Source organism: Haloferax sp. Atlit-6N (assembly GCF_003383195.1).
Taxonomy (GTDB): Archaea; Halobacteriota; Halobacteria; order Halobacteriales; family Haloferacaceae; genus Haloferax; species Haloferax gibbonsii.
The window spans coordinates 797,036-822,610 of the sequence record NZ_QEQJ01000001.1; the positions used below are offsets into that span (position 1 = coordinate 797,036).

Annotated in this window: 26 protein-coding genes and 1 tRNA gene; 13 read left to right on the forward strand and 14 right to left on the reverse strand. The window is 65.2% G+C overall.

What is annotated here, in order from left to right; translation table 11 throughout:
- Positions 1 to 95 precede the first annotated feature (95 nt).
- Positions 96 to 2,951, forward strand: coding sequence for a cation-transporting P-type ATPase (locus DEQ92_RS04115; RefSeq protein ID WP_115820451.1), 2,856 nt, complete (start codon positions 96 to 98; stop codon positions 2,949 to 2,951).
- Here DEQ92_RS04115 and DEQ92_RS04120 read toward each other — a convergent pair.
- Positions 2,926 to 3,642, reverse strand: coding sequence for a TVP38/TMEM64 family protein (locus DEQ92_RS04120; protein ID WP_004972373.1), 717 nt, complete (start codon positions 3,640 to 3,642; stop codon positions 2,926 to 2,928). The two genes, DEQ92_RS04115 and DEQ92_RS04120, sit on opposite strands and share 26 nt — an antisense overlap.
- A gap of 78 nt (positions 3,643 to 3,720) precedes the next feature.
- Here DEQ92_RS04120 and DEQ92_RS04125 point away from each other — a divergent pair, with 78 nt between their 5' ends.
- Complete coding sequence (locus DEQ92_RS04125; protein WP_004972377.1) at positions 3,721 to 4,161, forward strand: universal stress protein; 441 nt, start codon at positions 3,721 to 3,723, stop codon at positions 4,159 to 4,161.
- A 51-nt stretch (positions 4,162 to 4,212) separates the two neighbouring features.
- Here the strand turns inward: DEQ92_RS04125 and DEQ92_RS04130 are convergent, their stop codons facing one another.
- Positions 4,213 to 4,641: a universal stress protein gene (locus DEQ92_RS04130; RefSeq protein ID WP_004972379.1), complete on the reverse strand. Its 429-nt coding sequence runs from the start codon at positions 4,639 to 4,641 to the stop codon at positions 4,213 to 4,215.
- Positions 4,642 to 4,818: 177 nt separating this feature from the next.
- Between DEQ92_RS04130 and DEQ92_RS04135 the strand changes: the two genes are divergently transcribed.
- From DEQ92_RS04135 to DEQ92_RS04150, 4 genes are all read left to right on the forward strand, one after another.
- Entirely contained in the window at positions 4,819 to 5,289 is a 471-nt protein-coding gene (locus DEQ92_RS04135) for an HTH domain-containing protein (RefSeq protein WP_004972383.1), read from the forward strand.
- A 339-nt stretch (positions 5,290 to 5,628) separates the two neighbouring features.
- Positions 5,629 to 6,615: a class I SAM-dependent methyltransferase family protein gene (locus tag DEQ92_RS04140; RefSeq protein ID WP_115820452.1), complete on the forward strand. Its 987-nt coding sequence runs from the start codon at positions 5,629 to 5,631 to the stop codon at positions 6,613 to 6,615.
- A gap of 92 nt (positions 6,616 to 6,707) precedes the next feature.
- Positions 6,708 to 6,780 (forward strand) — tRNA-Thr (locus DEQ92_RS04145).
- Positions 6,781 to 6,849: 69 nt separating this feature from the next.
- Positions 6,850 to 8,208: a hypothetical protein gene (locus DEQ92_RS04150; RefSeq protein ID WP_147299470.1), complete on the forward strand. Its 1,359-nt coding sequence runs from the start codon at positions 6,850 to 6,852 to the stop codon at positions 8,206 to 8,208.
- Between the two features lie 51 nt (positions 8,209 to 8,259).
- Here DEQ92_RS04150 and DEQ92_RS23390 read toward each other — a convergent pair whose 3' ends face one another.
- The 3 genes from DEQ92_RS23390 to DEQ92_RS04160 form a co-directional block, all read right to left on the reverse strand.
- A complete protein-coding gene (locus DEQ92_RS23390; protein ID WP_158547618.1) occupies positions 8,260 to 8,406 on the reverse strand; it encodes a hypothetical protein in 147 nt (48 codons plus the stop codon).
- Between the two features lie 215 nt (positions 8,407 to 8,621).
- Complete coding sequence (locus DEQ92_RS04155; protein ID WP_115820454.1) at positions 8,622 to 9,107, reverse strand: hypothetical protein; 486 nt, start codon at positions 9,105 to 9,107, stop codon at positions 8,622 to 8,624.
- 9 nt (positions 9,108 to 9,116) lie between these two features.
- Positions 9,117 to 9,497 (reverse strand): hypothetical protein, encoded by a 381-nt coding sequence (locus DEQ92_RS04160; RefSeq protein WP_115820455.1) that lies wholly within the window; start codon positions 9,495 to 9,497, stop codon positions 9,117 to 9,119.
- A 306-nt stretch (positions 9,498 to 9,803) separates the two neighbouring features.
- Between DEQ92_RS04160 and DEQ92_RS04165 the strand changes: the two genes are divergently transcribed.
- Positions 9,804 to 10,112 carry a hypothetical protein gene (locus tag DEQ92_RS04165; protein WP_147299471.1) on the forward strand — a complete coding sequence of 103 codons (309 nt, stop codon included), beginning with the start codon at positions 9,804 to 9,806 and terminating at the stop codon, positions 10,110 to 10,112.
- A 13-nt stretch (positions 10,113 to 10,125) separates the two neighbouring features.
- Here DEQ92_RS04165 and DEQ92_RS04170 read toward each other — a convergent pair whose 3' ends face one another.
- The 4 genes from DEQ92_RS04170 to DEQ92_RS04185 form a co-directional block, all read right to left on the reverse strand.
- The gene (locus tag DEQ92_RS04170) at positions 10,126 to 11,400 is read right to left on the reverse strand and encodes a tyrosine-type recombinase/integrase (protein WP_115820457.1); all 1,275 of its coding nucleotides are present in this window, start codon (positions 11,398 to 11,400) and stop codon (positions 10,126 to 10,128) included.
- A 345-nt stretch (positions 11,401 to 11,745) separates the two neighbouring features.
- Entirely contained in the window at positions 11,746 to 12,183 is a 438-nt protein-coding gene (locus tag DEQ92_RS04175) for a Rieske (2Fe-2S) protein (protein WP_004972505.1), read from the reverse strand.
- A gap of 279 nt (positions 12,184 to 12,462) precedes the next feature.
- On the reverse strand, positions 12,463 to 12,672 hold the full coding sequence (locus DEQ92_RS04180; RefSeq protein ID WP_004972506.1) for a hypothetical protein: 210 nt from the start codon (positions 12,670 to 12,672) through the stop codon (positions 12,463 to 12,465).
- A gap of 82 nt (positions 12,673 to 12,754) precedes the next feature.
- A complete protein-coding gene (locus tag DEQ92_RS04185; protein ID WP_004972507.1) occupies positions 12,755 to 13,297 on the reverse strand; it encodes a DoxX family protein in 543 nt (180 codons plus the stop codon).
- Positions 13,298 to 13,446: 149 nt separating this feature from the next.
- On the opposite strand from DEQ92_RS04185, the gene dph5 reads away from it, so the two are divergent.
- Positions 13,447 to 14,256 (forward strand): diphthine synthase, encoded by an 810-nt coding sequence (gene dph5 / locus DEQ92_RS04190; RefSeq protein ID WP_115804666.1) that lies wholly within the window; start codon positions 13,447 to 13,449, stop codon positions 14,254 to 14,256.
- Positions 14,257 to 14,317: 61 nt separating this feature from the next.
- Here dph5 and artA read toward each other — a convergent pair whose 3' ends face one another.
- The 3 genes from artA to DEQ92_RS04205 form a co-directional block, all read right to left on the reverse strand.
- Positions 14,318 to 15,238 carry an archaeosortase A gene (artA, locus tag DEQ92_RS04195; RefSeq protein ID WP_004972511.1) on the reverse strand — a complete coding sequence of 307 codons (921 nt, stop codon included), beginning with the start codon at positions 15,236 to 15,238 and terminating at the stop codon, positions 14,318 to 14,320.
- 161 nt (positions 15,239 to 15,399) lie between these two features.
- Positions 15,400 to 17,985: an ArtA-dependent S-layer glycoprotein gene (locus DEQ92_RS04200; protein WP_115804665.1), complete on the reverse strand. Its 2,586-nt coding sequence runs from the start codon at positions 17,983 to 17,985 to the stop codon at positions 15,400 to 15,402.
- Between the two features lie 224 nt (positions 17,986 to 18,209).
- Positions 18,210 to 18,989, reverse strand: coding sequence for a VOC family protein (locus DEQ92_RS04205; RefSeq protein WP_049904940.1), 780 nt, complete (start codon positions 18,987 to 18,989; stop codon positions 18,210 to 18,212).
- A gap of 135 nt (positions 18,990 to 19,124) precedes the next feature.
- Between DEQ92_RS04205 and DEQ92_RS04210 the strand changes: the two genes are divergently transcribed.
- Complete coding sequence (locus DEQ92_RS04210; RefSeq protein WP_004972514.1) at positions 19,125 to 20,567, forward strand: MATE family efflux transporter; 1,443 nt, start codon at positions 19,125 to 19,127, stop codon at positions 20,565 to 20,567.
- 7 nt (positions 20,568 to 20,574) lie between these two features.
- Here DEQ92_RS04210 and DEQ92_RS04215 read toward each other — a convergent pair whose 3' ends face one another.
- Both DEQ92_RS04215 and DEQ92_RS04220 read right to left on the reverse strand, forming a co-directional pair.
- Positions 20,575 to 21,054 carry a TIGR04206 family protein gene (locus DEQ92_RS04215; RefSeq protein WP_115820458.1) on the reverse strand — a complete coding sequence of 160 codons (480 nt, stop codon included), beginning with the start codon at positions 21,052 to 21,054 and terminating at the stop codon, positions 20,575 to 20,577.
- Complete coding sequence (locus tag DEQ92_RS04220) at positions 21,051 to 22,160, reverse strand: GTP-binding protein (protein ID WP_004972516.1); 1,110 nt, start codon at positions 22,158 to 22,160, stop codon at positions 21,051 to 21,053. The genes DEQ92_RS04215 and DEQ92_RS04220 overlap by 4 nt, the downstream gene beginning before the upstream one ends.
- 157 nt (positions 22,161 to 22,317) lie before the next feature.
- On the opposite strand from DEQ92_RS04220, the gene DEQ92_RS04225 reads away from it, so the two are divergent.
- The 4 genes from DEQ92_RS04225 (at position 22,318) to DEQ92_RS04240 (ending at position 25,239) form a co-directional block, all read left to right on the forward strand.
- Positions 22,318 to 22,521 carry a hypothetical protein gene (locus DEQ92_RS04225; protein WP_050458807.1) on the forward strand — a complete coding sequence of 68 codons (204 nt, stop codon included), beginning with the start codon at positions 22,318 to 22,320 and terminating at the stop codon, positions 22,519 to 22,521.
- 45 nt (positions 22,522 to 22,566) lie between these two features.
- A complete protein-coding gene (locus tag DEQ92_RS04230) occupies positions 22,567 to 22,932 on the forward strand; it encodes a cox cluster protein (RefSeq protein ID WP_115804664.1) in 366 nt (121 codons plus the stop codon).
- Positions 22,933 to 23,023: 91 nt separating this feature from the next.
- The gene (locus tag DEQ92_RS04235) at positions 23,024 to 23,383 is read left to right on the forward strand and encodes a DUF6684 family protein (RefSeq protein WP_049904941.1); all 360 of its coding nucleotides are present in this window, start codon (positions 23,024 to 23,026) and stop codon (positions 23,381 to 23,383) included.
- Between the two features lie 98 nt (positions 23,384 to 23,481).
- A complete protein-coding gene (locus DEQ92_RS04240) occupies positions 23,482 to 25,239 on the forward strand; it encodes a cbb3-type cytochrome c oxidase subunit I (RefSeq protein WP_004972520.1) in 1,758 nt (585 codons plus the stop codon).
- Positions 25,240 to 25,575: the final 336 nt, after the last annotated feature.

Here is a 25,575-nt window from a genome sequence, read left to right on the forward strand (position 1 = left end):
CCGATTAGACACGCTGACACACCACACACATGGTCGAACGTGTGGCCCGAACGATATTCATCGTACCGCCGGCTTCGGCGGCGTGAAAATCGCCGGTGGACATACGTCCGCTCGTGTCGTTCGGTCGAACCGTGCACGAGCAGGCAACCGCGCATCGGGAGTCGGAGGACGCGAGCGGACGCGAGGACGTCCCGTGGCACGCGCTCGAACGCGAGGCGGCGCTGGAGCGACTCGAATCGAGCCGCGAGGGCCTCGACACCGACGAATCCGCCCGCCGACTCGACGAACACGGTCCGAACGAACTCGCCGACGAGGAGGGCGTCTCGCCGCTTTCGCTCCTCGTCTCGCAGTTCACCGGGCCGCTCATCCTCCTGCTTTTCTTTGCCGCCGGGCTCTCGCTCGCCGTCGGCCTCCTACCCGGCCGCGACCCGGGCTACACCGACGCGGCGCTCATCCTACTCATCCTGCTCGGAAACGGCCTGTTCGGCTTCGTACAGGACTACCGCGCCGAACAGGCGCTCGCGGCGCTCCGGGAGATGGCGACGCCGGACGCGACGGTTCGACGCGGCGGCTCGATTCGGGCGGTCCCCGCGACCGAGGTCGTCCCGGGCGACGTGGTCGTCCTCGAAGCGGGCGACGCCGTCCCCGCCGACGCCCGCATCATCACCGCGGCCGACTGCCGGGCCGACGAATCGACGCTGACCGGCGAGAGCGTCCCGGTGGACAAGGCGGCCGACCCCGTCGAGGCCGACGCGGCGCTTGCCGACCGGGGGAGCGTCCTCCACGCCGGGACCACCGTGGTCAGGGGCCGCGCCGAGGCCGTCGTCGTCGCCACCGCGATGGACACCGAACTCGGGGCCATCGCCGACCAACTCGGGCAGGCCCGCCAGCGCGAGACGCCGTTCGAAATCGAGGTGGACCGCCTCGGCCGCCGCATCGGCGTCGGCATCGTCGCGCTCATCCTGCTCATCGCGGCGGTCCAGCTGTTCCTCACCGCGACCGACCCGGTGGTCGTGCTCCTCGTCGCCGTCACGCTCGCCGTCGCGGCCGTCCCCGAGGGACTGCCGGCGGTCGTCACGCTCACCCTCGCGCTGGGGTCGCGGACGCTCATGGAGCGCAACGCGCTCGTCCGCAACCTCGCGGTCGTCGAGAGCCTCGGCGCGGTCGACTACATCGTCACCGACAAGACCGGCACGCTGACCGAAAACCGCATGACCGTCACCCGCGCGTGGCTTCCCGACGACCGGACGGTCGAACTGGACGGCGGTTCGGCGTCGGCCGGGACGGCCTCCGGAGACGGCGGCGCGTCGACCGCGACCGACTCAGTATCCACGGCCGACTCGGCATCGGCGACCACCGCGGACCCGGAACCCAACTCGGACCCGGCGCTCGCGGCGCTCCTGTCCTGCGGGGCTCGCTGTAACGACACCAAGGAACTCGACGACGGAGCCCACCGGGGCGACCCCACCGAGGTCGCGCTCGTGAACGCCGCCGCCGACGCGGGCCTCGACGGCTCGCGCGACCCCGACGAGAGGCTCCGCGAAGTCCCCTTCACCTCCGAGCGAAAGCGCATGTCAGTCGTCGTCGACGCGTTCGACGCGCCCGGCGACGGCCCCGTCGCGCTCGTGAAGGGCGCGCCCGAGGAAATCGTCGCGCGGTGCGCCCGCGTCCTCGTGGACGGCGAAATCGAATCACTCACCGACGAGCGCCGCGAGCGCGTCGAAGCGACCGTGGCCGCCTTCGCCGACGACGCCCTCCGCGTGCTCGGGTTCGCCTACGCGCCCGGTGCGGACCCCGACGACGACGACGAGACGCTCGAATCGGGACTCGTCTTCCTCGGGTTGCAGGGCATGACCGACCCGGCGCGCGAGGGCGTCGCCGAGGCGGTCGCCGACTGCCTCGACGCCGGGGTTCGGGTGACGATGGCGACCGGTGACACCCCGCGGACGGCCCGCGCCATCGCCCGCGAGGTCGGCATCGACGCCGACTCGGTCGTCACTGGCACCGAGGTGGCCGCCATGGACGACGAGGAACTCGGCCGGGTCGTCGAGGAGACGAACGTGTTCGCCCGCGTCGCGCCCGAGCACAAGGTCCGCATCCTCCGGGCGCTCCAGGACGCGGGCTACACGGTCGCGATGACCGGCGACGGCGTCAACGACGCGCCGGCGCTCGGCAACGCCGACGTGGGCATCGCCATGGGCGACCGCGGGACGCAGGTCGCACAGGGCGCGTCGGACGTGGTACTCCGCGACGACAACTTCGTCACCATCCGGGACGCTATCGCGGAGGGCCGCGGCATCTTCGACAACATCCGCAAGTTCGTCAACTACCTGCTGTCGGCGAACGCCGGCGAGGTGTTCGTCGTCTTCCTCGGGACGCTCCTCGGCGCGGCGCTGTTCCCCGCGGTGTTCGCGGCCGAGTCGGCGCTCGTCATCACGCCCGTCGCGCTCCTGTGGCTCAACCTCGTCACCGACGGCTTCCCCGCGCTCGCGCTCGGCGCGGACCCCAAGTCGGACGACGTGATGCGCAGGCCGCCGCGCCCGCGCGACGAGGGCGTCCTCGACCGCCGGACCGTCGCTTCGATTCTCGGCATCGGCGTCGCGCTCACCGCGACCGGACTGGGCGTGTTCTTCTACGCGCTCTCTCGGTCCGGCGACCTCGTCGTCGCCCAGACGGTGCTTTTCACCTTCCTCGTCACCGCCGAGTTGGTCCGCACGCAGTCGGTGCGGCTCCGCTACCGGCTGTCGCCGCTCTCGAACCCGTGGCTCCTCGGCGCGGTCGGGCTGTCGCTCGGGCTCCACCTCGTACTCCTCTACACGCCGGTCGCGGACCTCTTCGGCGTCGTCCCGCTCGGGCTCACCGAGTGGGGCTGGGTCGCGGGCGCGTTCGTCCCGTTCCTCGCCGCGAACCTGTGTCTGGTGTGGCTCAACGACCGGCTGTTTGCCCAGTGAGCGACCCGAGCGCGCCCATGAGCCGGTCGCGGTAGAGGTAGCCGAGGACCGACGCACCGAGCAGCGCGCCGACGAAGACCGCGGTGAGTTCGGCGTTGCCGTCGGCGGCGGCCGCGCCAGCGAGGTTCACGAGCAGGAAGCCGGGGAGCCGACCCACCGCCGCGACGAGGACGACCCTGCGGACCGGGATGTCGGTGAGGCCGGCGGCGAAGCAGATGGCGTCGTCGGGGAGGCCGGGAACCAGAAACACGAGAAAGAGGACGGCCAGCCCGTGGGTCTCCATCGCGTCGTCGAACACCGAGAGCGCGTCGGCGGTGACGACGCGTTCGACGTACGGGCGACCGAGAGACCGCGCGATTCCGACGGCGAGCGCCGTGCCGAGGACGATGCCGACCATGCTGTAGACCGTCCCCCAGAGCGCGCCGAACAGGTAGCCGCTGGCGAACCCGAGCGCCTGTCCGGGGATGGGCGCGACGAGGACCTGCGCGATCTGCACGCCGACGAACGCGAGGGGGGCGAGCGCGCCGAACCCGAGGAGCCACGCCCGCAGCGCGGTCGGGTTGGCGAGAAACGGGAAGCGGTCGACCAGCGTCGTGCCGGCGAGCGCGACGACGGCGACGACGACGGCGGCGAGCGCGAGCGTCCGCCACCGGTCGCGCGGCGACTCGAACAGTTCGGGGACGGATAGCACGGATGGCCCCTCGCACGCCGCGGAGAAAAACCCGGCGCGGGAGCGTTTTTGTGTCGAGATGACGTAGGAATAATCGTGATGGATACGATTCTCGTCGCCGTCGACGGCTCGCCGCTGTCGAAGCGAGCGTTCGAACAGGCCCTCGCGCACGCCGATTCGACGGTCGTCGCCCTGCACGTTATCGACCCGACGGACCCCGGCTACAGCGCGCCGCTCGACGTGGATATCAGCACGGAACCGCTCCACGGCTCCGAGGAGTGGTACGAACGCGCCGACGAACTCGCGGCCGACATCTTCGACGAACTCGCGGCGCTGGCCGACGGGAGCGGCGTGGAACTCCGGACCGAGACCCTCCGCGGCGACCCCGCGCGGACCATCGTCGACTTCGCGCGCCGGGAGGGCGTCGACGCCGTCTACCTCGGCGGCCACGGCCGCGCCGGCGAGACGGACCTGCTGTTCGGCAGCGTCGCCGAGTTGGTCTCCGGCCGTGCGCCGATGAGCGTGATGGTCGTCCGCTGAGGGTCGCCACTCACGCCTCACGGCTCGTCTGCCAGTCCCGAGCGACGCACCTCACTCGTCGTCGTCAGCCGGCGGCACGCACAGCACCGGAACGTCAGAGAGCCTGACGACCCGCTCCGCGACGCTTCCGAGCAGGTATCGCTCCAGCCCGCTCGTCCCGTGGGTGCCCATCACCACGAGGTCGATGCCGCGTTCCTCGCCGTAGTCGACGATTGTCTCGTGCGGCAGGCCGACCCGAATCTCCGTCTCGACGGGCACGTCGCGGTCGGCCGCCAAGTCGGCGACGACGCCGACAGCCGCCTCCCCGCGCGTCCGGGAATCGCCGTCGTCGACGGGCGCATCCGCGTGTCCGGTCCGAACGTCGACGACGTAGAGGACGTGGAGCGCGGCCCCGTAGGTCGCCGCGAGGTCGACCGCGTACTCGGCGGCGCGGACCGCGTGGTCGCTGCCGTCGGTCGGGACGAGGATGTGGTCGAACATGCCGTCACAGACGCGCGCCGAGCGAATAAAACCGAACCCGGTCGCCCGGGCTTCGGCCTCCGGTCACCTCACGGCCGACCGAAGCCCCGCCACCACCGTCTCGATTCCCGGCCACCGGGAAGGAAGAGTCCGCCTTATGTCCGGAGCGAGCGTATCGTAATCCGGGTGGTGAGGAGCATGCAGACCGACCAACAACGGAGGGTAGAACTGTGGATTCGTCCGATTCGGGACGGCCTCGGCGAGGAACACCAGACGCTGGTGGTCCGACTCGAACGGCTCGCGGACGAAGGGCTCGTCGACGACGTGTGCGTCCGGACGTGGGGGCGCGAGGTGGATGTCGAGTCCGACACCGCGCCGACGAAACGAGACGCGGTCGTCCGCGAGCGACTCGCCGAGTGTCGGCTGTGGGCGCGAACGGAAGGGGTCGCGCTCCCGACGCTCGACGAGCGGGCGACGGTCGGGTCGGGCCGGATGGGCCCCGAACACGACGCGGTCGTCCTTCCGCCGACGCTGGGCGTCGTCTTCCGCGACGACGAAATCGAGGCCGTCTATCCGCACGAGCGAGACGATGGGACTCGAACGCTCGCCGACTGGGTCGAGACCGCCGAGTCGTTCCTCGGTATCGACCGCGAGCACGTCGAGGTGTAAGCGGGGACGAGTCTCCGACTCGTGGCTACGAAAACAACGCCACCCGGTCGAGACGGTCGATTTTCGAACGATGTGTTCCGCGAGAAACGTCGCCATCGACGGACGCGATTCCGGCGGCGTACGCCCGAATCACTCGCCCCAGACTCGGTACCGGAAGTGGGCCCGGGCAAGGCCCGACCGTGTCAGAGGCACCCCACTCGAACGACGACTGTCGTCGAGAGTGTGGGCGAATCATCGTTTCCTCGCCAGTCATCTATACTTGGTCCCTGATACATCAGGGTCGTATATACGTCCGGGGCGAAGCGTCACCCTTACTCGGAGCCGTGTAGTGGTGGGGGTATGAACGTCCCCTGCGTCCGCGTGCCCCGCGAGTCCGGCGAGGCGGCGCGCCGGCGCCTCGCCGACGCCGGCCTGCTCGACCACGACCACGAGATTACCGTCGCCGAGGGGACCCTCTACATTCCCGTCGTCGACGCCGACGCCGTCCCCGACGACCTGACGGTCGTCGACTACGAGCCACCCACCCGCGAGACGCAGACCACGCCCGCCGACCTGCTCGGCTTCGAACCCTCGTACGAGCGACTCGGCGACATCGTCATCCTCGACGAGGACGACCCCGACCGCGCCCGCGACATCGCCGACGCCATCGTCGCCTCGGACCTCAAGGCCGAGACCGTCGTCAACCGGGCCTCGAAGGTCAAAGGCGAGCTCCGCGTCCGCGACTGGGACGTGCTCGTCGGCGACTCGACCGAGACGGTCCACCGCGAGTACGGCCACGAGTTCCGGCTCGACATCGACACCGTCTACTTCTCGCCGCGGCTGGCGACCGAGCGCCACCGCGTCGTCGAGGCGATTCGCGAGGGCGAGCGCGTGTTCGACATGTTCGCCGGCGTCGGCCCCTTCGCGGTTCCCGCCGCCGCCGCGGGCGCGGAGGTCGTCGCCTGCGACCTCAACGAGGCGGCCGTCAAGTACCTCCGCGAGAACGCCGAGCGGAACGACGTGGCCGACCGACTCACCGCGATTCACGGCGACGTGCGCGAGGTCGCCGCCGACTACGAGGGCTGGGCCGACCGACTCATCATGAATCTCCCGCACAGCGCCAGCGATTTCCTCGACACGGCGGTCCGCCTCGCGAGCGACGAGTGCGTGATTCACCTCTACGACATCCAACACGAGGACGACCCGTTCGGACCGGGACTGGCCGCCGTCCGCGCCGCCGCCGAGCCGGCGTACGAGGTCGAAGTCGTAACCGAGCACGTCGTCCGGTCGTACGCCCCCCACGAGTACAACGTCTGTCTCGACGTTCGCCTGACGAAGCGGACGTGAGCGGGCTGGTGCCGAACGGCAGACACCGGGTTGATTCGCAAGTCTTAATTACGTAACCGGGGTACGGAAGAATGCGTTCGAAAGCCCACCGCGCCGGTGTAGCTCAGCTGGCAGAGCGATTCCTTCGTAAGGAATAGGCCGAGGGTTCAAATCCCTCCACCGGCTTAGGCCGTTTTGGCTAAATCCCACGGTTTTCACACCTTCTACCGGCAGGTTTTGCGGAGGTGAGGCGTGGTGAGTTCGGCGTGTCAGAGTACCGGGTCCGAGCAGGTCCTACCTTACTCGTGGCGTGAGGACCCCCGGGCCGACGCCAAAGACGCCCTCCTACAGTACGCGGTCGACAACCGGGAGGGTATCACGGTCGCTACGGCGGTGAGAGACGTCCTCGGGGCCGACGCGGACGGCTCCGGTGACCACCGGCTCGCGCTTCGGTTCTTCCGTAACCACCCGTCGCTCTTTCGAACAGATCGCCGCGACGGCCTCGTGTGGGCGTGGCCAACCCCCGAAGCGTGCCGGCTCTTGACCACGAGTAAGCAAGGCACAAAAACACCCGACGTAACGGGGGACTCGGTGTCACCGTCTCGGGGACCGCGCGAGCGAGCGGCGGCCACATTCGGTGACGGCGGCCTCGTCGCGTCGGACGGAGCGCGTGGTCACTTGCTCGCGTGTCTCGCGGACTATCGGGCGGCGACCGACGACCGTGTCCACCTGCTCCGGCGTGTCCGTGGCCACGGTGACCCCTACCGTATCGTTCCGTATCGCACCCGGTTCAACAGCGTCGGGCGAGCGCTCACCGCACGCGACCGGCTCCGCGACGGCTTCGACGTGGCGGCCGCGAGCGGCTACCAGCGCGGTCTCGTGGTGACGCTCACAACCGACCCCAAGCGGTACGCGGACTTGGGAGAGGCGACGGCGTCCCTCGGAGACGATCTCGGCCGGTTCCGTTCGTGGCTTGCGTATCGACTCCGGGACGCCGACGGTTCACGGTGGACACCGCCGTCGGTGGCCGTCCGGGAGTTCTCCTCGAAGGGCGTCCCGCACGTCCACCTCGTGCTATTCGGCGTCGGAGCGACCGACCTCCCGACGGCGGCGGTCCGGGAGTATTGGGACGAGACGCGGGGCCGCGGGGAACAGGTGTTCACCGACGAGGTCCGGCGGCGTGGGTCAACCTCGGGCGGGTCGTGGGTGTGGGCGCGACCGCGGCAGGGACGGCGTCGATCGCCCCTCGCGTATCTCTCGAAAGGCGTGCGCGACCTCGCGGCGTTCGCCGGGGCGTCGACCGGTGAGGTCCGGGCGGCCGCGGAGCGGCTTCGCGCGGGCGACGCCGGCGAGGACGACGTCGCGCGGTCGTGGTGGACGCTCGCGTGCCACTACGCGACGGAGTCCCGGCTCGTGACGGTGAGCGACCGGCTCCGGCCGACCGACGGGAGTGACGACTCGCGGCTCCCGCACGTCCCGTGTTACGAGTACGTAGGGACGGCGTCGCTCGGGGCGCTTCCCGGATATATCCGAGAGCAGACCGGTATTTGGAGCGGTTCATTTAGTGATCTTCAGCCACAGCCACCACCGGGAACAGAAGAGATACCCGGGTGAGCGGCGCGAGCCAGCCCTACGTGGTCCCGCGTCCGAATACGATACGCGGCGTTACTCCTCAGCCTCGTCCTCGCCCTCGACCGTCCCGTAGAACACGTCGAGTAGTTCCTCGAACGCGGCGGCCTCGGATTTGAACGCCTCGGGGAGTTCCTCCGGTGGGGGGTTCTCGCTCGGAGTCGCCTCGTCGTTCCCGGTCATACGCCGTCTAAGCGTCGCCACGGTAAGTGTGTTCGCGACAAGCACCTCTCGACACAGACGGTCTCATCCGTGCGCTACGCTCACCTCTAATGGGCCGGAGTGACCGGCGGTACGGCAATAAGACGTGTCGGTTGATTTACGGACTCTTGAAAACCGAAAACAGCAATTTGGGTTCGATCAACCTCCCGGTAAACGCCGGAACAGCGCGCGCGTGGCTATCCGATTATGTCTATCTCAACCGGGAACTGCCGACCGTCGAACGTCCGAGGACCCTCAAGATCATTCTCGAAATTATGCGGGTCATCAATATACGATTCCGAGTCCCAAATCACCGCAATCATATTTTCACAGTCGTCGTGAACGTGATAACTCTCAATATCAATCTTCAATTCGTCTCCTACTTCGCCTGCGTGACTTTTGTCCCGAACATATTTTATCTCAATTCCAGTACCCACTTCGGGGACCACAATATCGATTTTCTTTGTTGAATCGGCGTGCTTTGTCGTGTATTCCTCCACCCTCGACTCAGGAAATACGGGTTTTAGGACCGAATACAACAGGTCGTGAATGTCCTGCTCGCAAGTTATCTCAAAAGGCGGCCTCCCCCGTGAACGGTCTTGAAGTGCAGAGACCGACAACTCAATCTTGTCGATTATATCTCGCAGTAGTTCGCGTTCATTCCCCTCGAAGCCCTGATCCACAAACTCATATCACTCCTTCCGATTGCCCGTAAGTAGAGACTCAAGTTCGGTAGTGTAGAACGCCGCGGGGACAAAGAGCAGGTCAGGGTCCTCCTCTTTAGCCCACTCATTATATTCTAAAACACGTTGCCGTATCTCGTCATTCGAGATCTTTTCAAGCGCCTCGTGCTTGTCGTCTCCTTCGGAGCAATACGAGAGAAATTCGTTGTAGGCTGTTAACGCGTCAACGTATTCAACGATCTCTGCCGGTTCAAATGGGATACGGCAGTATCGAAATTCCTCAAATTCCTCGTACCAAAATTGTGCATAGATACTTCCCTCGTCCTCAAGCGTTCGGAGTTCCTCGTGGAAGTGCTTACTGAGGCTTCCAAAATCCCGATTGAAGTACATACAAGGGGAGAATGTTCCCACTCTGAAAAGTATCGGGGGGCGATTTCTATCCAAATTCTCCAAACCTGCGTCGGGGATAGGTAACGGCGAACGATACAGATAAATGACATATACTCCGGGGCCGTTGGTAGGAGCAAGAACGGAGCGCGATACCCACACCTACGGCTCGTGGACATCGTGAACGACGGGGGCGGGAACCCCCGGCGCAAATAGGAACGCGGGGCCGACCGTGGCGCGGTAGCCCTACCGATTCCTTCGGGATTCGGTGGCTTAGCCGTTGTGGACGCCCCGCGTTCGGAGACGAACGTGCCAGAAACCACCGACACCACCGACCGAACTACCGACCCGATAGAGATAATTACCCGAAGCGTCCGTGAACGCCGCGAGGTATACGAGCGGCTCGCCGCGTGCGGAGGGAGCGACGCCTACCTTTACCGCCTCGCTCTTGCGTTTAACGACGGACGGGACCCCAACCCCGAGGACGTACGACAGTTCACCGAGCGGACAACGTCCACCGAAATGGTACTCACAGGTTCCGCGTCCAAGTCACATTCCGAACCACTACAGAGAGCCGTGAGGGACGCGCTCGTCGCTTGGAGCCGGAAGGAGAGGTAATCCCGTGGGTGACTCAGTCGTCGCCAAGCAAGACCGAGCGGAGCCTGTCAGCGACCTCCGGGTCGCGTTCGGCCTCATCAAGCAGATCGAGCCAATCAGCGCGTACTGTAGTAGCCTCGGCGTCGGCAGAGTCCGAGCGGAGTCCGGAGCGGACGTCCTCGGAGACACCGCGGACTCGCGTTTCAGCCTGAGTCCCGGCCTCGTACGCTTCGAGCGGGTCGAACGGAAGCCGACAATTCGCGCACCGCTTCTTGTGGCGGGGAGTGTGTTCGCCACACCGGACGCACTCAACAGGGCGGGGGTCATCCGCGGGATCGACCTCGTCGTCCTCCACACCATAGAGGCTCCGGTACTGCGAGTCCGCGTCCCGTCCGAATCGGGCGATATAACGTGCGGTGACGGGGCTATTCCGACGCCGTCCCTGCCTGTCGTCTATCAGGTGGGCATTAGCACCCATTTTTGCGAGGTAGTACGCGTTCGACTTCCGGAACACGGTCGGCGTAACGTCTTTTTCGACTTCGGCTCGGTCCGCGGCTCGTTTGAAGTACTTGAGGAAGGTTTGGTACGAGGCGCGCTTCGGCTCGGAGAGTTTGGACCACAAGGGGGCTTGCGGGTCGTCAGGGGCCGGGTGTTCGCGTTCAAGCCAAGCGGTCAGGTAGGGAAGGGCATCGCCAATAAGTTGGACCTCCCGCTCACCCGTCTTTCCGTTCACTCGAATATAGGTCCCGTCGGTGTGGTCGGTTACGTCTCCAATCGTGAGGTCGTACAGTTCACCCCCACGGAACCCTCCCTCATAGGCAACCGCGAACAGCGCTTTATCGCGTGCATTTCTCGATCCCTGTTCGATCATCGGAAGGACGTCCTCGTCCCAATCGAGCATTTCACTCCGCGAAGGGACAGGGTGGTAGTTCTTCGGCGTCTTTGCCGAAACCCACCGGATCGACTCCGGCGGTTCGTCAGCGCCGAGGACGCGACGGCCAAACATTCGGAGCGCGACGCGGTAGTCCCGGTTCGTCTCCTCGTTATCGTAGGTGTCGTGTATCCAGCGGACGATCCGGTCGGTGGCTTCCTTATCGGTGAGCGCGGTAGTGAGTCCTCCAACGTTCTCGGCCATAATCGTCGCGTGCCGGAGCAGTTTCTCGTGACGGTGGTGGGAGTATTCCTCACTCAAGAGGTCAAGTTCGTCACTAAATTTGAGCAGGCTCTCGCGGTCCTCGTCGGAGAGTTCCTCCGACTCACGGATACGGTCTCGGAGCCGGATAGTTGCCTCACGCTTTCCCGATACCATACCTCCGGGAGGCAGTCAGAGGCTTTAGCCTTCGCGGCTAACTCCCTCCACCGGCTCTTTCTGCCGAACTCAAAACCCAGAGATGATGGTCCATCCCGCAGCAGCCGCGTCAGAACCACGCGCCCATCTCTGAGTAGTTGTGGACGCTCCGAAAAGGCGGGCGTCGACTAACCCGTTCGAGTAGTCGCCGTGCGAACGGCGGTCAGCCCGCGTCGAAACGTCCTCGAACTCGAACCCGAGCCGGACCTAAGCGCGTCGAGACCCGAGCGTGTCTTCTCGCCCGGTTCCGACCAGTAGGCAACCACTGCACCGACGGTCGCGGCGGCGGGGCGTCGCAGGGGCGACCTAAAATCCGATGTGTGACGTCGAACTCGGAATATCGTCGTCATCCTCGTCGTCCTCGTCGTCTCGGGCCGCGCCCTCGTAGAGATAGGTGTACTCGTCGTCAATCAGGAAGACGCCGCCGTCGGCGACCGTGACATCCACCTCGGGGAGACTGGTACCGGCCGCCTCGCCGTTTTCGCACGCGCCGGAACAGGCGTCGAACATCGACCCGTGTTTCGGGCAGATGATCTCGCCGTCGCGCATCGCCGCACCGGTCCCGCGGTCGAACCGCTGGTTCTCGTGGGTGCACGTGTTCGGCCACGCTTCGATGCCCGACTCGTCGTCGCATCGGACGAGGATGAGCTCTTTCGTCCGCGAATACGCGTCCTCCGCGGTGAACAGGTACGACCCGTTTTCGGGGACGTCGTCTACGGCCGCGACTCGGGTTCCATCGACCATCGGACACAGCTATCGACCGGGTCGAAAAGTAGCTATCGGCGCCGGCGAAACGGGTGCCCGAACCGCCTCCGTCGGCTACGCCGAGGTAAACCGGTCCCAAACGACCCGACAGTCGCTACAGAGGAATCCGGTGAACTCGTCTACCGCGTGTCTCCGAACCGTCGTATCCCGTCCGCACCGTTCACACCACATACCCACTCGTTCGGCGGAATATCGTATTGTTATGAATCTCATATCCGCTGACTCGACGCTCGGCGGGGCTGGGGTGCGGAATGTCGGTCAGCGGTCCCCGTCGAGGTTCACACCGCAGACGCCCGCTTCGTCGCCCATCTTCTCCACGCCGGGTGCGAACCGTCCCAACTCCCACGTGGGGTCGTGTCCGGTCTCCGCGCGGTGTTCTTCGATTCGGAGACGCGCGTCGGCGAGCTTAGAGAAGTGTTCTTCGAGGCCGCACGTCGGACAGGAGACCGTCGCACGAGGTGTCGACATCAGTCGAACGAAACGCGGCAGTCGAGAAAGTTCCGTCGGGTTCGGCGCCGGGGGCCAAAGAACGGTCGCTGGTGCGCGGTCGTCAGCCCATGACGAGACTCATCCACCGGTTACGCCGCACGAACTCCATGTTTTCGAGGTAGGCGTCGACGCCGAGGATACGACCCGCACCGAACGCACCGAGACCGAACAGCAACACCGCGTAGACGATGTGGTCGTCGACGACCCAGCCGTGAGCCAGCGGCAGTCCGGCGAGGATGCCGCCTTCGAGCGCCGCCGCCCAGTAGAACAGCATCATAACTGCGCCCCAGAAGGCGCTAAATCTGACGAACGCGCCGAGGATGAGCGCCAATCCCGCGAGCGTCAAGCCCCACATGTTCAGCATGTCGATGAGCGGGCTCCCCGCCATCGAACTCCACAGCCCCATCAGGGGGTTCCCCGCGGGAATCGCGTTGGCGAGGTAGCCCGCCGCGGTCCAGTTGTTCGAGGGGTCCGCATCGAGGTACGTCACGAGCTTCGTGATGCCGCCTTGGAACAGCGTCCACCCCATCACCACTCTGAGGAGGAAAAGCGAGTAGCCCACCCACCGCTCCGAGTAGTCGAACCGTACCGGTCGTCCGAACATCTCCGTCTCTAGTGTGCGGCTGTCGGTTGCCATGCAGAGGTGATATTTTCCGCCAAACTACAATAGTGTGTTGGACAATCTCAAACAATGGGCATCGTCGTCTCGTCGGAGGTCACGCCGCTTATCATCGCCCGCGACAGAGGACGGACATGCTCACTTTCATCGGCCTCGGGCTGTACGACGAGCGCTCCATCACCGTCGAAGGGCGGGAGGCGCTCGCGGACGCCGACCGCGCCTTCGCGGAGTTCTACACGAGCCACCTCGTCGGCGCGACCGTCGAGGAACTCGAAGCCTACCACGACATCGACATCGAGGTCCGCGACCGCGCCGGCGTCGAACAGGACCCCGAGCCGATACTCAACGCCGCGGAGGACGATCACGTCGCGTTCCTCACCGCCGGCGACACGATGATTTCGACCACGCACGTCGACCTGCGCCTCCGGGCCGAAGAACGCGGTATCGAGACGCGACTCGTCCACGGCGTGACCGCCCAGTCCGCCGCCAGCGGCCTGACTGGACTCCAGAACTACCGCTTCGGGAAGGCCGTGACGCTCCCGTTCCCGTACGTTCACGGCGGCGACCCGGTGCCGAAGAGCGTCGTCGACTCGCTCGAAGCGAACCGCGAACTCGGCTTGCACACGCTGGTCTACCTCGACATCAAGGTCGACTGGGAGGGTCGTCGCGGCGTCGAGGTCGACGGCGACCAGTACATGACCGCCGACTACGCCGCCGAACTCTTCGCCGAACACTGGGACGGCGACGCCCTGGGCGTGGCCGTCTGCCGGGCTGGGAGTCCGGACCCCGTCGTCGCGGCGGACCGGCTGTCGGCGCTCGCCGAGCGCGACTTCGGCGAACCGCTGCACATGCTCGTCATCCCCGGCGAGGTCCACCACGTCGAAGCCGACGCGCTCTCGGCGCTCGGCGGCGCGCCCGAAGAACTGTTCGACGACGAAAACTGAGGCGAGACGAGAATCGAACGAGAACGAGAACGAAACCGGAACTACGTCCGCACGGAGCCGACTACGCCCGGCCGTCGAGGCCCAACTCACTTCTGAGGTCGTACTCCTCGCCGGTCACCATATAGAGCACGTCTTCGATGACGGTGAGGAGTTCCGGCACCTCTTGGACGACGAGGTACGTGATGCCGACGAGGGCGACGACCGCGAGCGCCTGGCTGATGATGCGGTCGGAGATGAAAAACGACACCATGTAGGGGTCCGACGAGCCGAAGAGGAACAGAACCTCGTCGACGAACCACTGGAAGTACTGTTTGCCGACTGAGATGGTGATGAACGTCGTCCGCAGTAGGTTCAGCGCGTAGATGATGGGAACGGCGATAGCGAGTCCGCGGAGCTTCCGTCGCATCGGGGCGTCGACGGCGGCGATGAGCCCGGCGAAGATGGCGATGCTACCGAGACCGGTACAGGCGAGGACGACCGAGATTTCGATTCGGTGAGAGCCCTGCATCCACAGGAACGTGTTCAGATAGCCCTCGTCGCCGGGAATCATCTGGGGGGTGTAGCCCAGCGACTCGATGAGGAAGCGCGTCTGCGCCGCGACGGACTCCATGAGGACGCCCCGCGGGGCCGGGATGGTCGTCCCGAACAGCGTCAGCGCGGGAATCGTCTCGAAGGGAAGGTAGACCACGCCCATGGCGGCGACGGCCCGCGAGAGAACGAACAGCGTGTCGCGGCCGTTGTAGAGGAGCCACCCGGCGTAGAGCGACGCCGGGACGGCCGCGATGGTCAACAGCCCCTCGATGTAGCTCTTGTGAACGAGCGTGAAATGCGGGATGAGTTGGAGCCAGAAGACCGCAAACAACACCCACGCTGCGGTCATCACCCGCCGTCCGAGCTCGCGGTCTCGCCCGTTGGCGACCGCGCCGGCGACGAAGGTACCGATGACCAGCCACGCGAGGACGTCGGAGAGGAGACCGGGCATACGTGTTCGATGCGGTGGAGCGAATAAATCCCTTGTCGTTCCGGGCGTCGAATCCACGCGACCGTTGGGTCGACCCGAACGCGCAGCGCCGCCGCTGTGTGGGCGGTCGATAAAGAAGTGTTGAGGGGACCGGGAGAACCCCGGTGGTGGATTAGCGGTCGTTAGTTGTCGCGGCGGACTGCGAGGAGTGCCGCGGCGACGAGGGCGACGAGGGCGACAACGACACCGAAGCCAGGCGTGCTGGACTCGGTGGTCTCCTCGGTCGCTTCCTCAGTCGGCTCTTCGGTCGCGGTTGCCGTTTCCGTGGGCTCCTCGGTCGACTCTTCGGTGGTGGTCGTTTCCGTGGATTCCTCGGTGGTGGTCGTTTCCGCGGCCGTCGTCGTCTCCATGGCTTCGCCGACGATGCCGTCAGCGGTCGCATCGTCAGCCGTGCCGGAGTCGACGGAAGCCGTCACTTCGAACGTGTCGTTGAGGTTCTGCTCCGAGAAGTCGAACGCGGAGGAGAACGTGCCGTCGGCCTGCACGTACACCGAAGCGGTCTTCAGGAAGCGCGGCTGGGTGTCGCCGTCGGAGGTCACGCGGATGGTGAGTTCCGTACCGGGGGCGACGGTGGCCGTGCCCGAGATGGACTGCTCGGCGGCGTTACCGACCGCGAACTCGTCCTGGTCCAGTTCGAGTTCGGGGGTGACGACTTCGAACTCGTCGGATGCCGACTCGTCGTCTTCGGCGAGGTCACCGTCTTCGAGGACGGTGAACGTCGCGTTGAACGCGTCGTCGTCCTCGACTTCGTAGAGCGTCGAGGTGTTGTCGTAGTAGTCCGTGCGCGAGGCAGAGACGTCGTCGAGGTCGTAGACGATGAAGTACGTGTCGTTGTCACCGTCAGCGATGATCGTGGCGCTCGAGCTGTTGATACCCAGAACCTTCGCGTCGCGGTTCGGTCCGGGGTTCGTCTGCTCGACCGTGAGGTTGAACTGCGTGCCCGAGAGGGCGTCGAAGTTCGACGCGTCGAACGCGCCTTCGAGGCCCGTCGCGGAGACCTGCGTGACGACGACGTCGCCGTTAGCAAGCGAGTCCGTCTGCGTCAGGTTCTCGTTCTCGATGGCGTCGTAGACGTCTTCGGTCTCGGTGAGGTCAGCGCCCGTGGGTGCCGTCCAAGTGGCGACACTGTCGGTGCTGCGGTCTTCGAGGACGAGCGTCGCGACGTTGTCGGCCTCGCCGCCGGTGGCGACCTCGAGGTCGTAATCGCCGGCGTCGAGGGTCTCACCGCTCGGGATATCCGTGGTGATGTCCTCGACCGTGTACTCGTCGTCGCTGTCGTCAACGTCGAACGAGGAGGTCTTCTTCGGTGCGTAGCTGTTGAACAGAAGGACGACCTCACCGTCGTCGTTGTCGTCTTCGACGGTGACGTTCGCGCTGTAACCGAGGCTGTAGTCACCGATGGTGACCGTCCCGGTGTCCGTGCCGTCGAGCGTGACGGTGATTTCGGCGACGTCGCCGACCTGTTCGTTGATGACGGACGACGCGAAGTCACCCGTGGAGTCCTTGGCCTTCGAGACGGTGACCGTGTCGGACTCGAGCGTGACGCCCGTGAAGGCGTCAGTCGCCTCAATCGTGTACTCGCCAGCGTCGACCGAGCTCAGGTTGAAGTCGGCTTCACCCTGGCCGTTGAGCGTAACGGTCGTCTCGGTGTCCTCGACCTCGTCGCCGTCGTCGTCAAGTGCGACGATGTCGACGGTGCGGTCGCCCGCGTTAGCCGAGACGGAGCCTTCGATACCGTCCTTGGTCGTGATGTTGAGGTCGTCGACGGTGAGTTCGAGACCGAGGTCGCGAACGTCAACCTGCGCCTTCTGGGCGCCGCCGACCGTGAACTGGTACGTGTCGAGGGTCTTGCCGTCCGTGTCGAAGACGAAGACCTGACTGTTGGGGCCAGTGGAACCGGAGAACTGGTAGTTGTTGTCGTCGTCAGCGCCTTCGACTTCGACGTCGGTGTCCACCGCGCTCGCGACGACCGCGACGTTGGAGCCCTGGTAGGCCGTGTTGTTGGACTCGTTTGCGACGTAGATCGGAGCGAAGGTGACGTCCTCAGTCGCGGTGGCCGTGTTACCGGACGTGTCCGTCACGTTGTACGTGACTTCGAGGTCGTCGGTGTAAACCTGGCTGAGGGTGACGTTGACTTGGCCGCTGGAGACGGAGACGGACTGCGAGAGGTTGGTCTCGCCGTCCGTGACGTTCATCTCGTTGACCGTGACGGCCTCGTCGAAGGCGACTTCGACCTTCGGCGTGCCATCGTCGAAGTGGGTGGCGGAGTTGAAGTCAGCAGGGTTGGCGGCGGTGATCTCCACAGTATCGTGAACATCTTCCTGGGTGCCTACAGCGAAGGAGCCGGTTTCGACGGCCGAAACGTTGTAAGTGCCAGCAGAGATGTTGGAGTAGACCGAAATACCCGTGATACTGACCGTGTCGCCACCAGTGTAGCTGGTGTCACTTGCGGACGGTTCAGAGGCGTTGTAATAGCCGTCACCGTTCACGTCAATCCATGCGTGCAGTCCGGGGCTGTCCCCGCTGGTGTCGTCCGTGACATCAACGGCAACCGTTGCGGACGGGCCCTTGTCAACCGGCGTCGTGGTGACGTCGGGAGAGGAAGCCGCCGCAGCGGCAGTGCCCGTGAACGCGATGGACCCGGCAAAGACCGAGAAAACCATCAGCGCAGCGAGCAGAACCGCGCGAACTTGTTTGTTTGCTGTCATTGTTATAGATGAGTCTATAAGCGGCGAAGCAGCTTTTTCCCGTACGCCCGTGGGTAGTCGGGCGGGGGGATTACTCGCTGATTTTCACTTTGGGTAGGGGTACGAAAGCGACTCTCCGGAGATTGGATAAATACTTTGTGGAATGTCTCTCCGTGGAGAGCGTCGAGAGACGAGTACTGTTCAGCGAATAAACAGAACCGGCAGAGTGTTAGAAATTCTACCTGTTATTCCGGTGACTCGAAGTCGGCGGGGATGACTTCGATTTCGTGGCCGTCGGGGTCCTTGGTGAACGCGAACATGTCGTCGCAGGACTCGGGGTCGCGGTAGTCCTCGGCCTCGCGCTCCATGAGCGTCTCCCAGTAGTCGTGGAGGTCGTCGGCGCTGACGGCGAGGTGGCCCCACGCGTCGCCCATCTCGTAGCTCCGGCCGTCGTAGTTGTAGGTGAGTTCGACGGCCATCGCCTCTTCGGCCGCGCCCTCGGGCTTCATGAAGTAGTTCGCGAAGGTGTCGGACTCCCAGCGGCCGGTGTGCTCGTAGCCGAACTTGCGGGTCCAGAAGCCGAGCGCCTCGTCGGCGTCCTCGACGCGAATCATCGTGTGGTCGAGGCTCCACTTCGCGCCGTGGTCCCGCTTGACGATTTCGACCTCGTGGCCGTCGGGGTCCTTGACGAACGCGTAGCGACCGCCACAGGACTCGGGGTCGCGGTAGTCCTCGACGCCCTCGTCCATGAGCTGCTGGTAGGAGGATTCGAGTTCGTCCTCGGGGACGCGGACCGCGATGTGGCCCCACGCGTCGCCCATCTCGTAGGTGTGGTCGCCGTGGTTGTAGGTGAGTTCGAGGACCGCGCCCTCCTCGTGGAGGTCCTCGGGACCGAGGTAGACGTTAGTGAACGTGTCGGCCTCCCAGCGACCCTTCTCCTCGTAGCCGAGGTGGGTCGTGTACCAGTCGAGCGACTCCTCGAGGTCTTCGACGCGAATCATCACGTGGTCGAGGGTTCCGGACATACCCGAGTGATGTGTCGCGCCGGCGAAAAACGTACCGAACGCGGAACCCACCGTCGATGGTTGCCACACGCCGTCTACCGGAACTTTCGGTCCGTTACGTGGTGCATAAGTACTCCCCGAAGTTACGATTCGGCAGTGTTCCCGGTCCCCAATCCCGTTCGCCTCCTCATCCTCGGCATCGGGCTGGCGCTCGCCCGATTCGGTCTCCTCGACCGCGAGCGCGCGGTCCGCATCGCCGACCTCTCGTGGCCCCGCGTCGTCACCGGCATCGCCCGGATGTCGAAGAACGCCGTCGACGTGGCGATGGTGGGTATCGCCTCCGGGACCGTCGCCATCACCGGCGTCGGGTTCGCCGGGCCGTACTGGGGGCTCGCCTTCGCACTCGGCGGCGGTATCGCCGGGGGGACCATCGCACTCGTCTCCCAGCGCTTCGGCGCGGACGCGATAGACGAGTTAGGACTCGCGGTACGGTCGAGCGCGCTCTTGACCGTCGTCGCCACGCTCCCCGTCACGGCCGTCTTCTGGTTGTTTCCCACCGAACTCATCTCCGTGCTGAGCAGCAACCAAGGAGCCATCGAACTCGGGGCGGCGTACCTCCGAATCGTCGGCCTCGGCGTCCCCTTCGCCGGCCTGAACCTCATCGGGAGCCGAGTCCTCGTCGGCAGCGACGACGCCTACACCGCGATGACGCTCCGCGCGAGCGGCGCGGTCATCAACATCGTCCTCAACGCGGTGCTCATCTTCGGCCTCGACATGGGCGTTGAGGGCGCCGCCCTCGGGACCGTCCTCTCGAACGTCGTCGTCGCCGGCGCGTTCGCAGTCGGCCTGTCTCGCGGGTCGCTTCCCGGGGTCGGCGCGTTCCCCGTCACCATCGACCCCTTCGGGTCGTTCGTCGACCCCCGGACGCTCGTCGACCTCGTCAAAATCGGCCTCCCCGTGATGGGTCGCGGGCTCGTCTGGACGGTCGCCGAGTTCCCGATGCTCGCCATCCTCGACAGCTTCGGGCCGGACGTGGTGGCGGCGTTCGTCATCGCCCGCCGTATCTGGGGACTGATGAACACCCCCGGCTGGGGATTCGGACTGGCGTCGTCGAGCCTCGTCGGGCAGGCGCTCGGCAAGGACGACGAGCAGACCGCCGAGGCTTACGGCAACGAAGTCATTCGGTTCGCCGTCGCCACGTACATCGTCTCGGCGGCCCTCGTGGCGATATTCGCTCGCCCCATCGTCCTCGGATTCGTGGACAACCCGGCTGATCCGGCAGTCCCCATCGCCATCGACCTCGTCTACGTCGCCTGCATCGCAGTCATCTTACAGGGCGTCTCCGGCGGGTCCGCGGGTCCGCTCGACGCCAGCGGCGACACCCGCTGGACGTTCGGCAGCCAGTTCGTCGGGATGTTCCTCGGGTCGATTCCGCTCACCTACATCGGCTCCGTCACTTCGCTTGGGCTCGTCGGACTCTATCTGGCGTTCCTCGCCGAGACGACGATTCCGGCGGCGCTGAACTACTACCGCTTCAAGACGGGGACGTGGAAGGCCGTCAGTCGAAACTACCGGCCCAAGACGGCCGCGGACGACTGAAGCGGCGTCACCGCGGGTCGCGCTCGCTCGCGCGCGACCAATACACGAACCCCGCCACGGCCCACAGGAGGACGGTACCGACCGGCCACGCGGTCCGTCCCGGTTGGACCGAAAACCCGCGGGCGACCTCTAACTGAGTCACGCCGGCGAGCGCGAGCCCGGCCGCGGTGAGTCGAACGTCCTCGCGGCCGAACAGGACGCCCGAGAGCGCGCTTCCGAGCGCGACGGCGTAGCAGGCGACGCCGACCGGCCACACGAGGATGTAGTCCGGAAGCCCCATCGTAAAACGCAGGAAGAAGTCGGTTATGGTCGTCACGCTCCCGGTCGAGGGGCCGACGAGCCCCCACGGGAACAGGAGCGTGAGAGCCCCGGCCGTGAACGTCTGGACGGACCACGGAACGAGACCGAGGACGAAGACGAGGAGTAGCTGGAGTCGGCGGCGCGCGGACGACCGCGAAGCCGACCGGGTCGCCGGGTCGGTCGTCACCGCTGGGCGATGATGCGGAGCACGTCCTCGTCGGCGAGGACGTGGTCGCGGCCGACCTGCTGGTCGTCGTGTTTCGCGCTCGGCCCGGAGACGCGTGCGAACCGGAACCGCTCGTCGAGTTTGGCCCCGAGTTCGTGGATGGCGTCGTCGATGGTGTCGCCCTCGCGGAGGACGAGCGGTTCGTCGTAGTCGACACCGCGGCCGGGCTTGTCCATGTAGATGCGGATGAGCCCGAGGGCGTCCCAGATCTCCTCTTTCAGCGCGTCGAGACCCTTCTCGGCCTCGGCGCTGATGAACGTGACCTCGTCGGGGTCGAGGCCGATCTCGCGGAGGTTCTCCTCGACGGTCGGGAGGTAGTCCTTGTCGATGAGGTCGGCCTTGTTGACGGCGACGATAGACGGCAGGTAGACGCGGTTTTTCATGATGCCGTCGACGAGTTCGTCGATGGTCGTCTCGCCGCGGAGGGTCACCTCGGCGTTGACGAAGCCGTGCTCGCGGAGGATGCCCTTGATGGTCTCCTCTTCGAGGTCGACGCTGTCGCTTTTTGTCACGTTGATGCCGCCTTTGCCCTTCTTGTTGATAGAGAGGTTCGGCGGGGACGTGTCGAGCCGAATCTTGTTGTTGTAGAGTTCGTGTTTCAGCCGCTCGTAGCGCTCTATCTCGAACACCGAGAGCATGAACACGACGAGGTCGGCGGTGCGGACGACCGAAAGGACCTCCTTGCCGCCGCCGCGACCGCCAGCGGCCCCCTCGATGAGGCCCGGCACGTCGAGTATCTGGATGTTCGCGCCCTTGTACTTCAGCATCCCCGGATTCACGTTGAGCGTCGTGAACTCGTACTCGCCCGTCTCGCTGTCGGCGTTGGTGAGGGCGTTGATGAGCGTCGATTTGCCGACGCTGGGGAAGCCGACGAGCGCGACCGTCGCGTCGCCGGTCTTCTCGACGGCGTACCCTTGGCCGCCGCCGGCCGAACTCTGGTTTTCGAGTTTCTCTTTCAGTTCCGCGAGTTTCGCCTTCAGCCGACCGATGTGCGCCTCGGTCGACTTGTTGTACGGCGTGTTAGATATCTCCTCGCGGATATCTTCGATCTCCTCCTCCAGTCCCATCGTCAACAGTTCCGCCGCGTCCGTCGAAAAACCCTTTCCTTCCGCGCGGCGGATTTCGACGCGCCGACGCGTCGGGTACCGTGGTAGTCTCGCGTGCGCGAACAGACAAGTATCGGCACGGTTATACACGACCCCTTCGACCGCCCGATGAACACCGATGCCCGACCCTCGGACGCTCCGCGATAGCACGCAAATCGTGCTCCCGTGCGACCTCTTGGAGAGCGTGCGCGACGACCTCGAAACGGAGTTCATCGTCTCCGTCCACCGAAAGGACGGCGGCACGTGCCGAATCATCGGGAGCCCGGTCGAGATTCGTGCGGTCAGTGACTTTCTCGCGCGACAGGGCATCTCCCTCCGCTAGTCTCGGTTCCGAAGGGCTTGTTACCACACAGTCCAACGGACGGGTATGGACGAAGCGCCGGGACTTTCCGACCAGTACCGCACGGCCAGTCCGTGGCCCGTGTTCATCGCGCTCGGGATACCCATCTCCGAGTTGGGTCTGTTGTTTGGCCTGTTTCCACTCGCCGTCGGCGGCCTGCTCCTGTTCGGCGGGAGCGTCGTCGGCATCCTCAAGGAGTCCGGCTACGTCACCTCGACGATTCGCGCAGTCACCGCGCTTGCGGCCATCTTCCTCGCGTTCGGCGCGGGACTCGCGTTCACCGACCTCGCCCTCGTCACCCGCGGCTACGCGGTCATCGCGGCCGCGATTCTGCTGGTGGTCGGCGGCGTCGTCTTCGAACTGTTCGTCCGCGAGCAGCGACAGACCTTCTGACCGCCGCGGACGCCCACGCGACCGTCCCACCCCGCCCCGACCGGACGAGAAACCAACAATCTATTTGAACAGCGTCCCCGACTGTCTCGATATGGCAACCAAGACGTTCGACAAGGAGACCATCCTCGACCTCACGGTCAACATGGTTCCGCTGGCCATCATCCTGTTTTTCGTGGTGGCTTTCACCTTCGTCAATCCGTTTGGGTTCGAATCGCTCACTTCGGGGCTCCAGTACACGCTTCTCATCGCGCCGTTCGTGCTCCTCGCCGCGCTCACCTACCTCTCGGGGAAGGCCATCGCGGGCTCCGAGAAGGAAGGCACCGTTTACGCGCCCGGACAGGCGACCGTTCCCGGCGCGAAGCCGCTTCACGAAGCGGAGGGCGAAGAGACGGCCGAACTCGAAGAATCGACGGATGACGACGCCGTCGAAGCCGCGGACGAGACGGCTTAAAGCACCTCGAATCGCAGGGCGGTCCCGAATCTTTCATTACCCTGCACTACTCAGGCACTTCCATGGAGGTTAACGGACAGTTAGCACTGACGGTGCTCATGGGGGTCTTCCTCATCGCCGTCGCCGCGTGGCTCGCGCGGGTCGAAGACTGGCGGTCGTACACCCCGCTCGCGGGCGGAGGCACGGTCGGTGGTACCGCAGAGCAGTACGTCTCGGAGGAGAAACCATCCGGGGTCATCCGTTGGTTGACGACGGTCGACCACAAGGACATCGGGATGCTCTACGGCGCGTACGCGCTCGTCGCGTTCGCCGTGGGCGGACTCATGGTCGTCCTGATGCGGATTGAACTGGCGGACCCGTCGATGACGCTTATCTCGAACACGTTCTACAACTCGTTGCTCACAAGCCACGGGATTACGATGCTGTTCCTGTTCGGGACGCCCATCATCGCCGCGTTCTCGAACTACTTTATCCCGCTTCTCATCGGCGCGGACGACATGGCGTTCCCGCGTATCAACGCCATCGCCTTTTGGCTCCTGCCGCCGGCGGCGCTTCTCATCTGGGCCGGGTTCTTCCCCATCCCGGACGTCATCCCGGCGCAGACGGCCTGGACGATGTACACGCCGCTCTCCGCCGGTGTCGGCTCCGGCAACCAGATGAACGCCGGCGTCGACCTGATGCTCCTCGGCCTGCACCTCTCCGGTGTCTCGGCCACGATGGGTGCGATCAACTTCATCGCGACCATCTTCACGGAGCGCAACGAGAAGGTCTCGTGGGCGAATCTCGACATCTTCTCGTGGACGATTCTGACCCAGTCGGGGCTCATCCTCTTCGCGTTCCCGCTTCTCGGCAGCGCCATCGTGATGCTGCTTCTCGACCGGAACTTCGGTACGATGTTCTTCTCGGTCGACGGCGGCGCGATTCTCTGGCAACACCTGTTTTGGTTCTTCGGCCACCCCGAAGTGTACATCCTCGTGTTGCCCCCGATGGGCATCGTGAGCCTCGTGCTCCCGCGCTTTGCGGGCCGTCGGCTCTTCGGGTTCAAGTTCGTCGTCTACTCCACGCTCGCCATCGGCGTCCTCTCGTTCGGCGTCTGGGCGCACCACATGTTCGCGACGGGTATCGACCCCCGTCTCCGCGCCTCGTTCATGGCCGTCTCGCTGGCCATCGCGATACCGAGCGCGGTCAAGACGTTCAACTGGATTACGACGATGTGGAACGGGAAGATTCGCCTCACGACGCCGATGCTGTTCTGTATCGGCTTCGTCTCGAACTTCATCATCGGCGGCGTGACGGGCGTCTTCCTCGCGTCGATTCCGGTGGACCTCGTGCTCCACGACACCTACTACGTCGTCGGACACTTCCACTACATCGTCATGGGTGCCATCGCCTTCGCCGGCTTCGCCGGGCTCTACTACTGGTTCCCCATCTACACCGGCCGGATGTACCAGGTCACGCTCGGTAAGTGGCACTTCTGGCTCTCGATGGTCGGGACGAACCTGACGTTCTTCGCGATGATTCTGCTCGGCTACGGCGGGATGCCGCGTCGCTACGCGACCTACCTGCCGCAGTTCGCGACGCTCCATCAGGTTGCCACGGTCGGCGCGCTCATCCTGCTCGTCGGCCAGATAATCTTCGTCTGGAACTTCGTCCAGTCGTGGCTCGAAGGCCGCGAAGTCCAAGACGGCGACCCGTGGGACCTCGCCGACGACGACCTCGTCACGGCCGAGTGGACCTGGTTCGAGCGCAAACTGGAGACGGCCGTCACCGACGGCGGCGAAGAAGAGACCGAACTCGCCACCGACGGCGGACAAACGGTCGACGACGCGGACGCGGAATCCGCGGACGACGCGTAGTCGACGCCGCTCGCCGGCGTTTCGGTTTCATTTTTCGGACGCTGTCTTTCGAGAGCGAACGCGCCCGACGGCGCTGACTGTCCGTGCGTCCACGCGCCCGCACTTGTGTTATCGTAGCTGTCGGTCGCTCGCGTGCGCTGAAACATCACGACATCGCCAGCACGACATCGCCAGCGCCGCCGCTCGCGAGCGACGACGGTCACGGTGGAGAAAAGCGACTGCTCTCGATGCGGCGGCGCGGAAAACCGGGCGGTGCTCAGACGACGAGGAGGACGCCCGTCGCGAACATCAGTATCGCGATGGCCCCGAGCACGAGTCCGAGGATATCGGTATCCG

Excerpts from the sequence above, each read along its gene's own strand:
- DEQ92_RS04125 (WP_004972377.1), top strand. The coding sequence starts at position 3,721 with ATGGATACGATTCTCGTCGCCGTCGACGGCTCGCCGCTGTCGAAGCGA.
- DEQ92_RS04130 (WP_004972379.1), bottom strand. The coding sequence starts at position 4,641 with ATGTTCGACCACATCCTCGTCCCGACCGACGGCAGCGACCACGCGGTC.
- DEQ92_RS04135 (WP_004972383.1), top strand. The coding sequence starts at position 4,819 with ATGCAGACCGACCAACAACGGAGGGTAGAACTGTGGATTCGTCCGATT.
- DEQ92_RS04140 (WP_115820452.1), top strand. The coding sequence starts at position 5,629 with ATGAACGTCCCCTGCGTCCGCGTGCCCCGCGAGTCCGGCGAGGCGGCG.
- DEQ92_RS23390 (WP_158547618.1), bottom strand. The coding sequence starts at position 8,406 with ATGACCGGGAACGACGAGGCGACTCCGAGCGAGAACCCCCCACCGGAG.
- DEQ92_RS04160 (WP_115820455.1), bottom strand. The coding sequence starts at position 9,497 with ATGTACTTCAATCGGGATTTTGGAAGCCTCAGTAAGCACTTCCACGAG.
- DEQ92_RS04170 (WP_115820457.1), bottom strand. The coding sequence starts at position 11,400 with ATGGTATCGGGAAAGCGTGAGGCAACTATCCGGCTCCGAGACCGTATC.
- DEQ92_RS04175 (WP_004972505.1), bottom strand. The coding sequence starts at position 12,183 with ATGGTCGATGGAACCCGAGTCGCGGCCGTAGACGACGTCCCCGAAAAC.
- DEQ92_RS04180 (WP_004972506.1), bottom strand. The coding sequence starts at position 12,672 with ATGTCGACACCTCGTGCGACGGTCTCCTGTCCGACGTGCGGCCTCGAA.
- DEQ92_RS04185 (WP_004972507.1), bottom strand. The coding sequence starts at position 13,297 with ATGTTCGGACGACCGGTACGGTTCGACTACTCGGAGCGGTGGGTGGGC.
- dph5 (WP_115804666.1), top strand. The coding sequence starts at position 13,447 with ATGCTCACTTTCATCGGCCTCGGGCTGTACGACGAGCGCTCCATCACC.
- artA (WP_004972511.1), bottom strand. The coding sequence starts at position 15,238 with ATGCCCGGTCTCCTCTCCGACGTCCTCGCGTGGCTGGTCATCGGTACC.
- DEQ92_RS04200 (WP_115804665.1), bottom strand. The coding sequence starts at position 17,985 with ATGACAGCAAACAAACAAGTTCGCGCGGTTCTGCTCGCTGCGCTGATG.
- DEQ92_RS04205 (WP_049904940.1), bottom strand. The coding sequence starts at position 18,989 with ATGTCCGGAACCCTCGACCACGTGATGATTCGCGTCGAAGACCTCGAG.
- DEQ92_RS04220 (WP_004972516.1), bottom strand. The coding sequence starts at position 22,160 with ATGGGACTGGAGGAGGAGATCGAAGATATCCGCGAGGAGATATCTAAC.
- DEQ92_RS04225 (WP_050458807.1), top strand. The coding sequence starts at position 22,318 with ATGCCCGACCCTCGGACGCTCCGCGATAGCACGCAAATCGTGCTCCCG.
- DEQ92_RS04230 (WP_115804664.1), top strand. The coding sequence starts at position 22,567 with ATGGACGAAGCGCCGGGACTTTCCGACCAGTACCGCACGGCCAGTCCG.
- DEQ92_RS04235 (WP_049904941.1), top strand. The coding sequence starts at position 23,024 with ATGGCAACCAAGACGTTCGACAAGGAGACCATCCTCGACCTCACGGTC.
- DEQ92_RS04240 (WP_004972520.1), top strand. The coding sequence starts at position 23,482 with ATGGGGGTCTTCCTCATCGCCGTCGCCGCGTGGCTCGCGCGGGTCGAA.